At 35.3% G+C, this 17,639-nt stretch carries 17 protein-coding genes; 1 reads left to right on the top strand and 16 read right to left on the bottom strand.

All coding sequences use genetic code 11. The features are described from left to right. Positions 1–73: 73 nt before the first annotated feature. From mutL to recA, 10 genes are all read right to left on the bottom strand, one after another. A complete protein-coding gene (mutL, locus tag MKY81_RS13575) occupies positions 74–1,963 on the bottom strand; it encodes a DNA mismatch repair endonuclease MutL (RefSeq protein WP_341118050.1) in 1,890 nt (629 codons plus the stop codon). Between the two features lie 13 nt (positions 1,964–1,976). Next, positions 1,977–4,550 (bottom strand): DNA mismatch repair protein MutS, encoded by a 2,574-nt coding sequence (gene mutS, locus MKY81_RS13570; RefSeq protein WP_341118049.1) that lies wholly within the window; start codon positions 4,548–4,550, stop codon positions 1,977–1,979. Positions 4,551–4,658: 108 nt separating this feature from the next. Beyond that, positions 4,659–5,033 carry a VOC family protein gene (locus MKY81_RS13565; protein ID WP_341118048.1) on the bottom strand — a complete coding sequence of 125 codons (375 nt, stop codon included), beginning with the start codon at positions 5,031–5,033 and terminating at the stop codon, positions 4,659–4,661. A gap of 163 nt (positions 5,034–5,196) precedes the next feature. Beyond that, the gene (locus tag MKY81_RS13560; protein ID WP_108070586.1) at positions 5,197–5,739 is read right to left on the bottom strand and encodes an outer spore coat protein CotE; all 543 of its coding nucleotides are present in this window, start codon (positions 5,737–5,739) and stop codon (positions 5,197–5,199) included. 285 nt (positions 5,740–6,024) lie between these two features. Next, entirely contained in the window at positions 6,025–6,456 is a 432-nt protein-coding gene (locus MKY81_RS13555) for a RicAFT regulatory complex protein RicA family protein (RefSeq protein WP_066233275.1), read from the bottom strand. A 3-nt stretch (positions 6,457–6,459) separates the two neighbouring features. Further along, positions 6,460–8,004: a tRNA (N6-isopentenyl adenosine(37)-C2)-methylthiotransferase MiaB gene (gene miaB / locus MKY81_RS13550; protein WP_066233270.1), complete on the bottom strand. Its 1,545-nt coding sequence runs from the start codon at positions 8,002–8,004 to the stop codon at positions 6,460–6,462. A 212-nt stretch (positions 8,005–8,216) separates the two neighbouring features. Beyond that, positions 8,217–8,477 (bottom strand): stage V sporulation protein SpoVS, encoded by a 261-nt coding sequence (gene spoVS, locus MKY81_RS13545; RefSeq protein ID WP_058002725.1) that lies wholly within the window; start codon positions 8,475–8,477, stop codon positions 8,217–8,219. 146 nt (positions 8,478–8,623) lie between these two features. Then, complete coding sequence (locus MKY81_RS13540; protein WP_108070590.1) at positions 8,624–9,424, bottom strand: TIGR00282 family metallophosphoesterase; 801 nt, start codon at positions 9,422–9,424, stop codon at positions 8,624–8,626. Between the two features lie 128 nt (positions 9,425–9,552). Continuing rightward, a complete protein-coding gene (gene rny / locus MKY81_RS13535) occupies positions 9,553–11,112 on the bottom strand; it encodes a ribonuclease Y (protein ID WP_066233264.1) in 1,560 nt (519 codons plus the stop codon). Between the two features lie 283 nt (positions 11,113–11,395). Then, a complete protein-coding gene (gene recA, locus MKY81_RS13530; protein WP_066233261.1) occupies positions 11,396–12,430 on the bottom strand; it encodes a recombinase RecA in 1,035 nt (344 codons plus the stop codon). A gap of 136 nt (positions 12,431–12,566) precedes the next feature. On the opposite strand from recA, the gene MKY81_RS13525 reads away from it, so the two are divergent. After that, on the top strand, positions 12,567–12,704 hold the full coding sequence (locus MKY81_RS13525) for a hypothetical protein (RefSeq protein WP_341118046.1): 138 nt from the start codon (positions 12,567–12,569) through the stop codon (positions 12,702–12,704). Here the strand turns inward: MKY81_RS13525 and MKY81_RS13520 are convergent. From MKY81_RS13520 to ymfI, 6 genes are all read right to left on the bottom strand, one after another. After that, entirely contained in the window at positions 12,677–13,915 is a 1,239-nt protein-coding gene (locus tag MKY81_RS13520) for a competence/damage-inducible protein A (RefSeq protein WP_341118045.1), read from the bottom strand. The two genes, MKY81_RS13525 and MKY81_RS13520, sit on opposite strands and share 28 nt — an antisense overlap. 29 nt (positions 13,916–13,944) lie before the next feature. Next, a complete protein-coding gene (pgsA, locus tag MKY81_RS13515) occupies positions 13,945–14,526 on the bottom strand; it encodes a CDP-diacylglycerol--glycerol-3-phosphate 3-phosphatidyltransferase (protein WP_066233255.1) in 582 nt (193 codons plus the stop codon). A gap of 110 nt (positions 14,527–14,636) precedes the next feature. Then, positions 14,637–15,527 carry a helix-turn-helix domain-containing protein gene (locus MKY81_RS13510; protein WP_341118044.1) on the bottom strand — a complete coding sequence of 297 codons (891 nt, stop codon included), beginning with the start codon at positions 15,525–15,527 and terminating at the stop codon, positions 14,637–14,639. An 18-nt stretch (positions 15,528–15,545) separates the two neighbouring features. Then, positions 15,546–16,337 (bottom strand): DUF3388 domain-containing protein, encoded by a 792-nt coding sequence (locus tag MKY81_RS13505; protein WP_066233250.1) that lies wholly within the window; start codon positions 16,335–16,337, stop codon positions 15,546–15,548. A 220-nt stretch (positions 16,338–16,557) separates the two neighbouring features. Next, a complete protein-coding gene (locus MKY81_RS13500) occupies positions 16,558–16,815 on the bottom strand; it encodes a DUF3243 domain-containing protein (RefSeq protein WP_066233246.1) in 258 nt (85 codons plus the stop codon). A gap of 70 nt (positions 16,816–16,885) precedes the next feature. Next, positions 16,886–17,608 carry an elongation factor P 5-aminopentanone reductase gene (gene ymfI / locus MKY81_RS13495; protein WP_341118043.1) on the bottom strand — a complete coding sequence of 241 codons (723 nt, stop codon included), beginning with the start codon at positions 17,606–17,608 and terminating at the stop codon, positions 16,886–16,888. Positions 17,609–17,639 lie beyond the last annotated feature (31 nt).

Here is a 17,639-nt window from a genome sequence, read left to right as displayed (position 1 = left end):
TCGTTCTTCATCGTAATAATTTGATAATAAAAAGGCAAAACACCAAAATTTCAAGTGTTTTGCCTTTTTAAAGCTACATCACGCGTTTAAACATCTTTTCCATATCATAAACCGAGTAATGAATTATAATCGGTCTTCCATGCGGGCATGTGAATGGATCGGATGCTTGTCTTAATGAATCGAGTAATGCTTGAATTTCGTCATTTCGCAAATGATGGTTAGCCTTTATCGACCCTTTACAACTCATCATAATGGCCGCTTCTTCTCGCAGCTTTTTAATATCTATTTTTTTCATAGAAAGAAGCTGTTCGATCATTTCCTCAATAACTTCTTGTTCTTCCCCTTTTGGAAACCAAACGGGATGGGAACGTGCAATAAAGCTGTTATGCCCAAATGGTTCGAGAAAGACTCCGACTTTTTCAAGTTCATCAAGATTTTCCTGAATCTTTATCGATTCATCAGTCGAATACTCTAATGTTAAAGGTACTAGTAAATCCTGCAATTCATTCGTGACTCTACCGACCTTTTCACGAAAGTATTCATATTTAATTCTTTCTTGTGCTGCATGCTGATCAATGATATATAAACCTTTATCATTTTGAGCAAAAATATAAGTACCATGCATTTGCCCAATAGGATAAAGTGGAGGAATCCTTTCACTCACCTGAGTAGTTTCTTTAAGCTCACTTTCGTCATACACATTCCACTCATTTGTTTCCTCTACCATTTCCGGAAAAACAGGTTCATCATTTATTATTTGTTGATCGTTATTTCGTACTGGTAGGACGGGTTCATATAATTTTTTCATTTCTTCTTGTGGAAGAAGCTTTTCCTTTTGTGGAACAGAGTATGAATTATTTTTTTTAAATTGTTCAATATTATCTTTTTCAGTTGTTGGCAAATGATCTAAATTCATGAATGTTTGTTCAGCTTTTGGAGTTTGTTTAACAACAGGTGACATCCCATTTGGAATTAACTCACGCTTTTTGAATGCCGTTTTAATTGCATCGGAAATAAGATGATTTAATTCTTGTTCTTTACTAAGTCTTACTTCCAACTTAGCAGGATGAACGTTCACATCCACTAGGATAGGATCCATTTCAATTGCTAATAGGACAATCGGGTAACGTCCGATCGGTAATAATGTATGGTATCCTTCCTGAATCGCCTTGACAAGTGCATAATTTTTTATAAATCTTCCATTGATCATCGTCGATACATAATTTCTAGATGCTCTTGTGATTTCTGGCATAGATATATAGCCATTAATCTTAAAATCTAATGATCTAACAGAAATGGGAATCATATTTTTAGCAATATTGACCCCGTAAATAGCAGCAAGTACTTGTCTAACATCACCATTTCCATTTGTTTGTAAAAGTGTTCGATCATTATGACGTAATCGGATAGATACTTCAGGATGGGCTAGTGCTAAACGATTCACAACATCTGTAATATTTCCTAGTTCCGTATGAATCGTTTTCATATACTTTAATCGAGCCGGTGTATTATAAAAAAGATCAGAAATCGTAATGTCTGTGCCGCGTCGACTAGGAGCCTTTTCATGTACTGTTATTTTCCCCCCATCAATCACTACTTTCGTCCCTGGATGTTCCTCTGTAGCAGTGATCATTTCTAAATGGGAGACTGAGGCGATACTTGGTAATGCTTCGCCCCTAAATCCTAATGTTTTTATCCGAAACAAATCATTTTCATCTTTTATTTTACTTGTTGCATGACGTTGGAAAGCAATTATTACATCGTCTTCTTCGATTCCTGATCCATTATCAATAATCCGAATTTTATTTAGACCCGCTTCCTCTACATCAATTTCAACAACAGTACTACCTGCATCAATCGCGTTTTCCACCAGTTCCTTAACAACTGATGCTGGTCTTTCAACTACTTCCCCGGCCGCAATTTTATTTGATAATACATCGTCTAATTGAATAATTTTTCCCACTCGATCTCACCACTTAACCTTTTAACTTTTTTTGCAATTCATATAAAGTATTCATTGCTTGTAACGGATTTAATTCTAAAAGATTAATACCTTTCAACTCTTCTACAATTTTCTTTTCTTTTGATGTAATCTCTTTTTTTACTTTCGTGTCTGTCTCTTCAAAAAAGGAAAGCTGTTTTAGTGAGTGTTCTTCTTTCTTAGGCTCTATTTGCTCATTCTTATTATTTTGGTTCTCTAATTGACGAAGAATTTCATTTGCCCGCACAATCAATTCTTTTGGCAGTTCGGCAAGTTCCGCAACATGAATACCATAACTTTTATCCGCCGGTCCCTCTTTAATTTTATGCAAAAATACTACCGTTCCATTTTGTTCAATCGCGCTAACGTGAACATTTTTTAGTTGTGGGAGCGTTTCAGCCAATACTGTTAATTCATGATAATGTGTCGAGAATAATGTTTTTGCTCCTATTTGCGTATGAATATATTCAATGATTGCCTGTGCAAGCGCCATTCCATCATAGGTAGATGTTCCACGGCCAATTTCATCAAAGAGGATAAGACTGTTTTTTGTAGCATTTGCAATCGCATTTTTCGCTTCTAACATTTCTACCATAAATGTACTTTGTCCAGAAATTAAGTCATCGGCAGCACCAATACGAGTAAAGACCTGGTCAAATATTGGCAAAATCGCCTCACGAGCTGGAACAAAACAACCGATTTGAGCTAAAATTGATGTCAAAGCAATTTGTCGCATATACGTACTTTTCCCTGACATATTAGGTCCCGTAATTAACAGCAATTCTCTTTCTGCATCCATGTAACAATCATTTGGTACGTATTCTTGTGCATTCATTACTTTCTCAACAACAGGATGGCGCCCTTCTTTAATTATTACCTTTCGTTCTGAATTAAACAAAGGTTTAACATAATGTCTTGACTCACTGATAGTCGCAAAGCATTGTAATACGTCGATTTCGCTCACTATTTTCGCGAGGTTCTGTAGTCTAGGAATGTACTCTTTTACCACTTCACGAATTTGCAGGAATAATTCGTATTCAAGTTCAACACTTTTTTCCTCCGCTTGCAAGATCAATGATTCTTTTTCTTTAAGTTCGGGTGTAATAAACCGTTCTGCATTTGCTAATGTTTGCTTACGATCGTACCGACCTTCTTCTAGTAAATGTAAATTCGACTTTGTTACTTCAATAAAATAGCCAAATACACGGTTATAACCGATTTTTAACGATTTTATTCCTGTTCTATTTCTTTCTTCCTGTTCAAGCTGAGCAAGCCAATTTTTTCCGTTTCGGCTCGCGTCCCGATACTTATCTAGTTCCTCATTATAGCCGTCTTGAATGATCCCTCCTTCTTTAATAGAAAGTGGGGGGTTATCAATTATTGCTCTCTCAAGAACATCCACTAACTCTTCACACGGATCTAGTTGCTCAACGAAATCTAATTCTAGCTGCTCTATTAATTGTCGAATGATCGGTATTTGCTGGAGTGAACTTTTTAATTGGATTAAATCACGAGCATTCACATTTCCAAAAGCTACACGGCCAGCCAATCGTTCTAAATCGTATACTTCCTTTAATTTTTCCCGAATATCTTGCCTTTCAAAAAAGTGCTCGATAAATGTTTCGACAACCAGTTGTCTTTGTTCAATTTCCTTTTGATTAATTAATGGTCGGTCAAGCCAGTGTTTTAGTAAACGCCCTCCCATTGCAGTCATTGTTTCATCTAACAACCATAGTAAAGAACCTTTCTTACCTTTCGAACGAATGGTCTCTGTAATTTCGAGATTACGTTTTGAATAATAATCTATTTTCAAAAATTGGTTGATTTCAACAATCGCTACAGGCTGTAAGTGATCTAAGTTTCTTTTTTGAGTACGATACAAATAATTAAATAGGCGAATAATAGATATTCTCATTGAATGTTCGTTAATAGTCGATAGTAGTTTTCGATAATCCGGTTTCTCCGAAATATCGTCTTCTATGGAAATTGTCGCATTCAAACGTTCTTGCAATTGTTTTTGCAAATGATCTTTAAATTGTGATTGTACAACCACTTCTTTTGCACCAATTATTGATAATTCATTTAATACGAGATCAAAGTGATTCTCAATTATCGTTACACTATTCTCTCCAGTCGAGAGATCTGTATAGGCGATTCCATATCCATCTTCGAAAGTTGAAATGGCTGCTATATAATTATTTTCTTTTTCCCTAAGACCTTTACCTTCCATTTTCGTTCCAGGAGTAATAAGCTGAACGACTTCTCTTCTTACAACACCCTTTGATTGTTTAGGGTCTTCTACTTGCTCACAAATAGCTACCTTATGACCTTTTTCAATCAATACGTCGATATAATTTGCAGCAGCATGATAGGGAACCCCACACATCGGGATTCGCTCGTTGCCACCGCCATCACGACTCGTTAATGTAATTTCAAGCTCTTGAGAAGCCTTTAACGCGTCTTCAAAAAACATTTCATAAAAATCACCTAAGCGAAAAAATAAAAAGGCATCTTTATAATCTGCCTTTACTTGTAAATATTGTTGAATCATCGGAGTATATTGACCCATATTCTACATAATCCTTTCCGTACAACTTACTATTTGATTCTCCTATTATATCATAATCTATTTATTTTCTTTATTGAAAACAACATTTGGAAACAAATAGTGATGCCTTTATTCTTGAGTAAACTCCAAAAATTCAAGACGATTTCCAAATGGATCGCTTACATGAATACGTGACCTACCTTCTATTGCGGGTTCTTCTTTAATATCAATTTGGTAAGCAAGTAAAATCCTTTTTAGCTCCTCAAGATTTGTCACAATTAATCCCGGATGAGCTTTCTTCGCTTCTCTAAAATCTTCTTCAACTCCGATGTGCAATTCTTGATTCCCACATTGAAACCAGCAGCCCCCACGTCCTTTTAAAGTTTCCGGCTTCTTAATTTCAGGTAATCCAAGGATCGTACCATAAAAAAATCTCGCTTTCTCTTCACAGTCTTTTGGAGCAGCTAATTGAACATGATCAATACCATTAAAAAGAAATTTCATCAGGATTACTCCCCTTTACGATATATTTACATATATCATAATTCTATTGCGATAGGAATGCACTTACAGAAAACTTATGGGAAGTCATAAGAATTTAATAATTTCATACAAAAAGAAAAACTAGGAGAGTTTCTCCTAGCCCTAATTTCAATATTATGCGTGCTTATTCCTCTTCCGAACCTACTAAAAAGTCTGGATTTAGTTCTTCAAATTCTTCATCTAGTTCATCTTCCCAATCCTCATCATCACAGTCACGGCCCTCTGGATCAATAGCTACACATATTTTTGTTTCCCCAATTACTTCAACAAGGAATTCTCTTTCACTGTTGACAATCACTTTATTGCCATTTGGTGATATTACTGCTTCGATACAATTAGGTTGCTGCAGTACTCTTGCAACAACTTCCTTATCGTCAAGGCAATCCGGGTCACGATAATTCAATTTAACAATATCACAGTATTCCACTTTTTCTGTGACAACAGATGTTTTCGTATTGTCACTATGAGAATACCAGACATTTATATCGTATGAGCCATTTATTTCTACCTTTTTATCAACTTTTTTGGCTTCATACTTATGGTTTATAATCCAGCCACCTAATATGCTCGATGGATGATGCGGTGGACAGATCGTATGATTGGACTGTGTAAATTTACGTCCTTTCGCAACGACTGCTTTAGTTATTATTTCTCTATATTCTGCCATTCGAGCGAAACCTCCTCATTTATTTTCATTTCATCCTATGCATGGCAATCGTCTATTGTGCGAATAATTTCTTGATTCCCTAGGTCTGACTAATTGCTGTACATTTATTGTGAACAACTAGTTTAGAAGATCTCTGCTAAGTAAAATTACTAAAAAGTTTATGGGTTATTTCATTATATGTAAACAGGATGGTTGTGTTCTAGGCGCTAGGTTTTTAACGTACATTAATTCTTTTTTTGTTTTATAGAAAAAAAAATAAGCCATCAACTTGATGGCTTATCCATATTAATCACATCTACCTGCTGTACTGTTTCTCACTTTAGAGCCTGTTTCACCTGCTAGCAGGTCACCTCCAGTAGAAGTAATAATTTCGTCTGTTACGGTACTTGAAATAGTTGCAGCAACAATTTGTAATAAATCATTTACATCAGCTTGTGATTGTTTAAATTCCTGCACAATAGGAATTTCATCCAACTCTTCTTCAATTTTCTCGATTTTTTCCTCTACCATTTTTAATGCTTCTGTTTTTCCATAATGCTGAAAGTTTACCGCTTGCTTTTGTAAACTCTTAATGCTTGCAATCATTTCACGAACTTTTTGATTTTCATTGATTTGTGCTTCAGCACGTTTAAAAAAGTCAACTTCTTCTGTTTCCGAGATCATCTTTGCTACTTCTGTTGCGCGTTCAACAATTTCATCTTTCGTATAACGTTTCATCAATTATTTCACCTCTACCGCTTCTATTTGTTCAACCATTTCACCATTCAATGACCATGTTTTAGCATCCGTAATTTTTACTTTAACTAGTTGGCCAATCGCTGATTTAGGTCCAATGAAGTTTACAAGTTTATTTTTTCGAGTATATCCGGCTAATACATCGGGATTGTTTTTACTTTCACCTTCAACTAACACTTCGACGATTTGTCCCTTATACTTTTCTAGAGCTTCTTTCGATAATTGATTCACTAAATCGTTTAATCGTTGCAGTCTTTCTTTTTTCACTTCCATCGGTACATTATCTTTCATTCTTGCAGCTGGGGTACCTTCACGTGGTGAATAAATAAATGTATAAGCCATTTCAAACCCAACTTCACGATACAATGAAAGTGTTTCTTCAAACTGTTCTTCTGTTTCATTTGGGAAACCAACGATAATATCAGTCGATAATGCTACATCAGGGATCGCTTCTTTAATTTTTCCAACAAGTTCTAAGTAGCGTTCACGTGTATATTTACGAGCCATGATTTTTAATACATCACTCGAACCTGATTGAACTGGTAAATGAATATGTTCTACTAAATTCCCTTTTTTTGCTAACACTTCAATTAAACGGTCATCAAAATCACGCGGATGACTAGTAGTAAAACGAATTCGTGGAATATCTATTTTTCGTAATTCATCCATTAAATCTCCAAGACCATAATTCATGCCTTCTAAATCTTTCCCGTAAGCATTTACGTTTTGTCCTAGAAGGGTAACTTCTTGATAGCCCTGTGCAGCTAAATGGCGTACCTCTTGAATGATATCTTCAGGACGTCTACTACGTTCTTTTCCTCGTGTATATGGAACGATACAGTACGTACAGAATTTATCACATCCGTACATTATATTGACCCAAGCTTTAATATTTCCTTTACGTACTTTTGGAAGGTTTTCAATTACATCCCCTTCTTTGGACCATACTTCAACAACCATAGCTTTTGACATATATGCTTCTTTCAAAATTTGTGGCAAACGGTGAATATTATGAGTCCCAAAAATCATATCGACATGTTGATGTTTTTCAAGAATCTTATTAACTACAGATTCTTCTTGGGACATGCAACCACAAACACCGACTAGTAAATCCGGTCGTTCCAACTTCAATGGCTTTAAATGTCCAATTTCACCAAATACTTTGTTTTCTGCATTTTCACGAATGGCGCAAGTATTGAGGAGAATTACATTTGCGTCATCTACAGAATCAGTAGGCTCATAGCCTAATTGCATGAAAATTCCAGCCATTACTTCTGTATCATGTTCATTCATTTGACATCCGTATGTACGGATATAAAATTTTCGTCCGTTACCCATCCCTTTAAATTCTTCTGAAATATTAAAGTCTTTATGATATTTAACTTCTTCTTTCCCGCGTCTTTTTGCCTCTTTAAGATTTGGCGGGATATAAACAGATTGAAAATACTTGCTATAATCCTTTTCGGATTTTTTGTCCGCAGGATTCGTAGTGTTTACTTGTTGTCCCTCTAGTCGTTGCTTCTCGTTCATGGAAATCCCCTTTCTTATCGGTTGATTCTATTGTATAATGAAAAAATTTTCTTCACATTTCATTATAATTACTAATATACACATTATTCTAGTATAAAGGCTTTTGCAAATGAACACAATACTACTTGGTTTTTGTCGAAAAAAGGTCAAATAATAGAAAAAATAAAAGGAGCTTAGTAAATACTAGGCCCCTTGAATAGTTTATGTTTGTGTTATCTTGGTTCGACGATTAACTTAATCGCCGTCCTTTCTTCCCCTTCAATTAAAATATCTGTAAAAGCCGGAATACATATTAAATCAACACCACTAGGTGCAACAAAACCTCTTGCAATAGCAACAGCTTTTACGGCTTGATTTAATGCCCCCGCACCAATTGCTTGGATTTCCGCCCCACCTCTTTCACGAAGAACACCGGCAAGTGCACCTGCTACAGAATTAGGATTAGACTTTGCTGAAACTTTTAATATTTCCATTTCTTCTCCTCCTTGTATTTTCCCAATACCGAATGTCCAATTTGTGTGAACAATCCTGGTATAATCATTCCATTGCTACTATATTCACACAAAATCAATTCTATTCCGGCTTGTTCGAAAAAAGAGGATGTTTTCATGAAAATAATTTACTCCGATATAAATAAATGGTCGTCATTAATAAGAATTGTTTCTATTTTATTGGCTTTACCAGTCTTCTTATCCAAGTCAATTAGACAGGCACTAAGCTGCTTTCTACCATCTTTTGGCACTTCAAATCTTACAGGAAGACTCGTTATAAATTTCTTTATAACAGCTCCACGTTCCATACCTAAGATCCCATCATAAGGACCTGTCATTCCTACATCAGTTAAATATGCTGTTCCATTCGGTAATACCCGATTATCTGCAGTTTGTACATGTGTATGCGTACCAACTACTGCGGAAACTTTACCATCTAAAAACCAGCCCATTGCCTGCTTTTCACTTGTTGCCTCTGCATGAAAATCAACAAAAATAATATTGGTTTTCATTTTTGCTTTTTTAATCAGCTCTTCGGCCTTGTGAAAAGGACAATCAATTGCCGGGAGAAATGTACGCCCTTGCAAACTAATAACCGCCGCTTCAATTCCATTAACTTTTATAAAAGATAATCCTGTTCCGGGAGTCCCTTCTGGAAAATTACCCGGTCTTACCAAGTTTTTAGCTTTGTCAATAAATTCAAATATGTCTTTATTGTCCCATGAATGGTTACCTAAAGTAACCATATCTGCCCCATCGTTTAAAAATTGCCGATAAATTTTTTCGGTAATTCCCCTGCCTCCAGCAGCGTTTTCACCATTGATAATCGTTAATTCAGGACGATATTTTGATTTTAATTTAGGCAAGTATTCAGAAATCATTTCTCGTCCAGGGGATCCAACTACATCCCCTACAAATAATATTTTCATATATGTGTTTCCTCTCTACTCTTGGATAAATCTTAAATGTAAAAATTATGTACTTATACTATTATTGCACGAACTTTTCATTTATAACAAATCCGAAAATAAAATAAAGCGGTGTAATGTACACCACTTTATTTTGCATATTCAACAGCCCTTGTTTCACGAATAACTGTTACCTTTATATGTCCAGGATAATCTAATTCCCCTTCAATTCGCTTTCGTATATCACGAGCTAAGCGATGTGCTTCAAGGTCATTGATTTGTTCCGGTTTTACCATGATTCGAACTTCTCGTCCTGCTTGTATCGCAAATGATTTGTCAACACCATCATATGATTCCGATATTTCTTCTAGCTTTTCAAGTCGTCGAATATAATTCTCTAATGTTTCACTACGAGCTCCAGGTCTTGCTGCCGATAATGCATCTGCAGCGGCAACTAATACAGAAATAATGGAAGTAGGTTCAGTATCACCATGGTGAGAAGCTATGCTGTTAATAACTACTGGATGTTCTTTGTACTTTGTTGCTAGCTCAACACCAATTTCCACATGACTTCCTTCAACTTCATGGTCAACGGCTTTTCCAATATCATGAAGAAGTCCTGCACGACGCGCAAGTCTTTCATCTTCCCCTAATTCAGCCGCTAAAAGTCCTGATAAATGAGCGACTTCAATAGAATGTTTTAATACATTTTGTCCGTAACTTGTACGGAATTTCATACGACCTAAAATTTTGATTAGATCTGGATGGAGACCATGTACATCGACTTCAAAAGTAGTCTGCTCACCGATTTCTCGGATATGTTCGTCTACTTCTCGTCTAGCTTTATCCACCATTTCCTCTATTCGTGCTGGATGGATGCGGCCATCTTGAACTAGTTTCTCCAATGCGATACGTGCTGTTTCTCTACGAATAGGGTCAAAACCTGAAAGGATAACCGCTTCAGGAGTGTCATCTATTATAAGGTCAATACCAGTCAACGTTTCAAGCGTTCGAATATTCCGTCCTTCACGACCGATTATTCGTCCTTTCATTTCATCATTCGGCAGATTCACTACAGATACTGTTGTTTCTGCAACATGTTCCGCAGCACATCGTTGAATGGCAAGTGAAAGGATATTTTTCGCCTTTTTATCCGCTTCTTCTTTCGCACGATTTTCACTTTCTTTAATCATCATTCCTAAATCATGTGAAAGCTCATTCTCTACCTTTTTGATAATAATCGATTTTGCTTCATCACGGGTAAGGCTGGAGATACGTTCTAGTTCAGATTTTTGTTTCTGTACCATCTCATCCACTTTGCTTTCCATCGCTTCTATATGTTGTTGTCTTTGATTAAGAGAGTCCTCTTTCTTTTCAAGCGTTGCTTCACGCTTATCTAAAGATTCATCTTTGCGGTCGAGGTTCTCCTCCTTTTGCAATAATCGATTTTCTTGTTTTTGCAATTCATTTCTTCGTTCACGAAGTTCACTTTCAATATCAGTACGAAGTTTATGATTTTCATCCTTCGCTTCTAACAGGGCTTCTTTCTTCAAGGCTTCCGCCTCTCGCTTTGCATCCTCAACAATTTGTTCAGCTGCATTTTTTGCTCCTGCTATTTTTGCTTCAGCAATGGATTTGCGTAAAAGATAACCAACAACTACACCGACGAGGCCAAGCAAAATGGAGATGATTACATTAATTGGTTCCATCATTTCACCTCCTCTTGCTATGAACTTTTATCATGTCTCAAACATGTCGGCTGCTACATTGTTACATAGGTTTCAATATACAGCGCTAGGGCTTCAAAATCAATTTTAAAAAAATAAAATTATACATACTAATTTTATAGTTGTGTCATTTTATTGTCAAGGGCTTATCCTTGTTTATTAACATTATATGTAAAAAAACGTGAGATTTTAACGAAAAATGCGATTATTCAATAAGCGTAAAAAAATGCAAAGTCTCATTTAACGACTTTGCATTCATTATACCTTATAAATCTAGCTCTTCTTGTTCTTCTTCTATTGGAGCTACTTTTTCATCATCTAAACCATAATGATCACGGATTTTATACATAACTTCATCGCGAATTGCCGGATTTTCTTTTAGGAAAAGCTTCGCATTTTCACGACCTTGACCTAATCGCTCATCATTATATGAATACCATGATCCACTCTTCTGAACAATATCAAGTTCAGAAGCCATATCAATAATTTCACCTTCTCTAGATATCCCTTCACCATACATAATATCTACTTCAGCTACACGGAAAGGCGGTGCAACCTTGTTTTTTACTACTTTTACTTTTGTTTTATTACCGACAATGTCATTGCCTTGCTTTAATTGTTCGGCACGACGTACTTCAAGACGTACGGAAGAATAGAACTTCAATGCACGTCCTCCTGGTGTTGTTTCAGGATTACCGAACATAACGCCTACTTTTTCCCTAATTTGGTTGATGAAAATCGCAATTGTTTTTGATTTATTGATAGCACCTGAAAGCTTACGCAATGCTTGGGACATCAGACGCGCTTGTAAACCGACATGTGAATCTCCCATTTCCCCTTCGATTTCAGCTTTAGGTACAAGTGCAGCAACTGAATCAATAACGATAATATCAATTGCACCACTTCGTACAAGGGCTTCAGCAATTTCAAGAGCTTGCTCACCAGTATCAGGTTGGGACAAAAGCAATTCATCAATATTTACACCTAATTTTTGGGCGTATACAGGATCAAGTGCATGTTCAGCATCGATAAAGGCTGCTTGACCGCCCTTTGCTTGTACTTCAGCTATTGCATGCAGAGCTACTGTTGTTTTACCTGAACTTTCAGGGCCATATATTTCAATTACGCGGCCTCTTGGATATCCACCCACACCTAATGCAACATCAAGTGCAAGTGAACCACTAGGAACTGTTGAAATTCTTCTATCTGTTTGTTCTCCAAGTTTCATAACGGAACCTTTTCCGAATTGTTTCTCTATTTGTTTTAAAGCCATTTCTAGGGCTGCTTGACGATCACTCACTATATTTCCTCCCTTATCTTTGCACAATTTAAACGGATTTGTTTATGCAAATCTACTTTCTTTAACTATAACTGTTTTTTACTAGTTTGCCAAGTAAAAAGTCGAACATTTATTCGTCTATTTTCATCAAAAAAAATTGGGTGATTTTCAAATTTTCACTAAAGGAAAAATTAAAAAGTCACTTGAAATGGGCGCTAATAATGAAATAACAGTAAAAAAACTAACAAAAGAATGGCAAAGCCATTCTTATGATGTAAGTTCATTAATTAAATAATGACAGCCATATTTCACTGATCTTAAACGGTTACTATTTCTTGAACTAGCTAGTTCTAATAGATATGTTTTGGTTGCTTTATTTTTTTGGGCAATTCCAATCCATACGGTTCCTGCAGGATTTCCTTCCAATGCATTTGGTCCCGCGATTCCTGTAAAACTAATTCCAATTGTAGAATCTAGTATAGACATAATATTTTCGGCTAATTCAGATGCACATTCTTTACTTACAGCGCCATATTGAGAGAGTGTTTCTTTTTTAACATTTACTAGTTTCATTTTTGCTTCATTTGTATAACAAACGACTCCACCTTTTAATATGGAGCTAACTCCGGAAAAGTTACCAATATTTGATTGAAATAAGCCAGCAGTCAAGCTTTCTGCACACGCGATGGTTTGGTTATTTTTATTTAATAACGTAATTAATTCTTGCATTAATGATGTATCATCATATCCATAGAAATAATCACCTACTCGAAGAAGAATTTCTTCTTCCGCTTGTTGTATTAACTTCCACGCCTCACTACTTGATTGATGCTTGGCAGTAATTCTCAAGGTCACTTCGCCTTCAGATGCTAACGGAGCAATTGTAGGGTTGGTTTGACGATCTAAAATATCTACAATTTCTGTCTCCAATTGTGCTTCCCCAATGCCAAAAAAACGAAGAACTCTGGATTCTATTTTTTGATGTTCATCTAATGTCTCTAAAATTGCATTTCTACCATATGTTAAAAACATAGGTTCCATCTCATGTGGTGGACCCGGCAAAAGCATATAGAAATGCTGTCCATTTTTTAAAAACATTCCCGGAGCCATTCCATTCTCATTCGGTAATACTTTCGCATCTTCTAACACTAGCGCTTGCTTTTTATTATTCTCTGTCATAACACGTTTTGTTCTTTGAAAATATTGTTCAATTGATTCCATTGCTTCTAAATCAGTTACGAGTTTTTTACCAATATGGGCTGCAATCGTTTCTTTCGTTAAATCATCTTTCGTAGGTCCAAGTCCACCTGTAAAAATAATTAAATCCGCTCGTTTTTCAGCAATTACTATACTCTCCTTTAAGCGACCCGCATTATCGCCGACAACTGTTTGGTGAAAAACATTTACGCCAATTTCAGCTAAGCATTTTGAAATATATTTTGCGTTTGTATTAACTATTTGGCCGAGTAAGAGCTCTGATCCTACTGCGATAATTTCTGCCTTCATTAAAGTCTTCCTCTCTATTAAAATTACGTTTATTTTGAATTAACAAAGATATGACGATTTTTATATAAATAATCCCACCCAGACCAAATGGTGAAAAATAATGAAATCCATAGGGCAATATTCGCTAACGGAAATCCGCCTTCACCAAAAGGAAAATTATGTAGAAGCATTAAAGCAATAGCAATAGTTTGAGTCCACATTTTTATTTTCCCTGGCATTGCTGCCGCTACAACTTCTCCCTCACTTGCTGCTAAAATAGCTCTTAATCCGGTTACAGCGAATTCACGACTGATAATTATAATAATAATCCAGGACGGTGCAATACCAAGTTCGACTAAAATAATAAAAGCTGCCGAAACAAGTAATTTGTCCGCTAATGGGTCTAAAAACTTTCCTAAATTCGTTACTAAGTTATGTTTTCTTGCATAATGACCATCAATAAAGTCAGTTACAGATGCAACGATAAAAATTAGCGCAGCAACAAAATGGGTAACAGGCATTTCAGCGTTGATTAGCTCAATATTTCCCCAATTTAATGGGGCAACCATAATAATAACAAAAATAGGTATTAAACAAACTCGTAATACAGTGATTCTATTTGGTAAGTTCACAAATCTTTCCTCCGTTGTCTATACTTATCCATTAGGAAAAGCTTTTCTTATTTAGATATTATCCCTTAACAAATTGATCATTTGCAAGAAAAATAGCCATCAATTGATGACTATTCAGTTTTTGATGGTTCAAATTGAATTGTTATTTTTTGTGTATAGTTATCATTTGGATAATCAAATTTTTCACCATTAATATAAATCTCTGTTTCAGGAGTTTTTCCAATATTAAAGGTTACTTGTTTTTCTTTAGTTAAATCAATTATTTGGCTTTGTCCATCTTTCAAAATTCCATTGAAATATGAATGACCTGAGTCATTTGAAACACCAATCCATGCTTCACCAGTGGATGATAACTTAACTTCAAATTTATCAGTGTTTAATAATTGATATGTGGAATATTTCCCGCTAGTATTAACAACTTTTAATTTTTGTTTTGGTTCTTCAACCGTTTTATTTTTTTCATCTTGTGTTTTTTCTACACTGTTATTATCTTTATTATTATTTTGTTTGTTAGTCTTTTCTGCAGGCTTATTGCTTTGCTTAACCTCAGTAGACTCGATCGGAGTTTCTTTTGTTCCTCCGAGTTTTTCATTATTGTTTGATCCCGAATATTTTGTATATAAAAACCAGATAAGAAATATTGCAGCAATTATAAACACAGCTACTAATATTTTCGGAAATATATCTAGAATTTTCGAAGAACTTACAGGAACGGTTTTTCTCGATTGAACACGAGAAATTTGTTCCGGCAATTCTTCGTGATATACTTCCGGAACTTCATTTTTATACTCATCAAAAACTTGTTCTGTTTCAAGTCCGACAGCTTCTGCGTATTGTTTAATGAACGCCCGGACATAAAACTTACCAGGCATCATATCATAATTTCCTTCTTCAATACCTTTTAAATAACGCTTCTGAATTTTTGTCATTTCTTGTAAATCATCTAAACTTAAACCTTTTGCTTGCCTAGCTTCTTTCAGGCGACTTCCTAATTCTGTCACGCATTAACACCTGCCAATCTAATAATCAAATCCTCCAAAACCCGAACCGCTAAAAAAATTATTATTTTCAATCACTTCATATGTAATTTCTTGATTAGGGATATCACGTAATTCTATGATATAGTCAAAGTCTTCCAATGAGTATTCAGTATTTTGGACGAATACATCAGGATGTTCAATTACCTTAACAGCTGATAGACGCATAATTTCTCTAACTAGTTGCCAATGTCGCTCATCTGCACGTTGGGTTGAAACAATTCCATCTAGGATAAAAATATTATCAGAACTATATTCGTCTTTAATTAATTGATTTCGAATCGTTTGTTTTAATAATGTAGAAGATACAAATAGCCATTTTTTATTCGCGCATACACTGGCAGCAACTACAGATTCTGTTTTTCCTACACGTGGCATTCCTCTGATTCCTATCAATTTATGACCTTCTTGTTTAAACAACTCGGCCATAAAATCAACAAGTAATCCTAATTCATCGCGAATAAAACGAAAGGTTTTTTTATCATCAGCATCTCTTTGAATATAGCGCCCATGTCTGACAGCTAATTTGTCACGTAATTTTGGTTCGCGTAATTTTGTTACTTTAATTGTTTCCATAGTCGCTAAGATTGATTCTAATCTTTCGATTTGTTCTTCATTCTTCACTAATAACAAAAGACCTCGTCTTCCATCATCTACGCCATTAATACTAATAATATTTATAGAAAGCATACCTAATAAGGATGAAATATCACCTAATAACCCTGGTCGGTTTATTTGAATTTCATATTCTAAATACCATTCTTTACGATCCATATAAACCCCCACCAATCTTTTTAAATCATCTAGCTTATATGATAAATGATTTTACTATAAGATGAAAGGAAAAAGTAGCCTATTATGTAAGAAATGAAAAATTGAAAACAATTATATATAACTAGACAGTCGTTATTTTCTTCAATCAATATATATAATTATATTCGGTTTTATATATAAAAAAAGAGGGGTTATTTCCCCTCATGTTGTTCTGATTCTATTAGTGTGTGCCATTATTTTGAACAAGCTTTACCATTACGTTAGCAATTGCTTGCTGTTCTTCTTGAGAAGCAACAGACCATAGGTCAGAAAGTACTCTTTGTTGCTCATTTTTAGGATCAACTTGTTGTGAAAGATAATCCCCTACTTGTTCAGCCAATTGATTAATTGTTTCTTGAGACATTCCTTGTTGTTTAGCTTGGTTTAATCGATCACCAAGAAAATCTTTCCATTGGTTCCAGTTGTCTAATACTGACATTGTTCAAACCTCCTTAATAGTAAGTTCCAAATTATTTTCTCTCAAGGGGGTTTATTTTATACATAATTTTTTATGTGTACCAGCCACCGTTAACGGACAAAACTTGTCCGGTTATATACGATGATTTTTCTGAAAGTAAGAAGGAATTAACACTAGCCACTTCATCAGGACAAGCTAATCGTCCAATCGGAATTTCATCTTTAAGCTCCTGTTGTTCTTCTTTTGAAAACATAGCAAGCATGTCCGTGTCAACAGCACCAGGTGCAACCGCATTGATGCGTACTCCATTACGAGCTACTTCTTTACTTAAAGCTTTTACAAAAGCAAGCTGAGCTCCTTTAACAGTCGAATAAGCAACTTCACATGATGCACCTGTTTGGCCCCATATCGAACTGACCAATACGATTTGGGAGGATGAATTTCTCATTAATTTTGGTAATAGTTCTTTAATAATTTTCATAGGTGCAAATACATGTACTTTCCACATTTTCTCAAGAATATCATCGGTCGTATCAATAAATAATCCATAATAGGAAATTCCGCTGACATAGCAAATGGCATGAATGTGAAATATATTATTTATAAGTTTTTCAATTCCTTCATCAGTTGAAAGATCTGCTTGAATGGGGATTAGTTCCACATTATATGGCTCGAGTTCATTTAATAATTGCTTTATTGCCACTGTATTTCGATTGTAGTGTAAATATAAATTCCACCCCTTTTTCGCCAATTCAATGGCCGTTGCTTTCCCTATTCCCCCGCTTGCACCAGTTACTAATACGAATTTTTTCATTTTTCCTCTCCTAATTCACATAACGTTGAAA

It is taken from the genome of Heyndrickxia sp. FSL W8-0423 (assembly GCF_038009395.1).
GTDB classification, from domain to species: domain Bacteria; phylum Bacillota; class Bacilli; order Bacillales; family Bacillaceae_C; genus Heyndrickxia; species Heyndrickxia sporothermodurans.
Note: the sequence above shows the minus strand (reverse complement) of the source record. Positions and strands in the feature narration are given on the sequence as shown.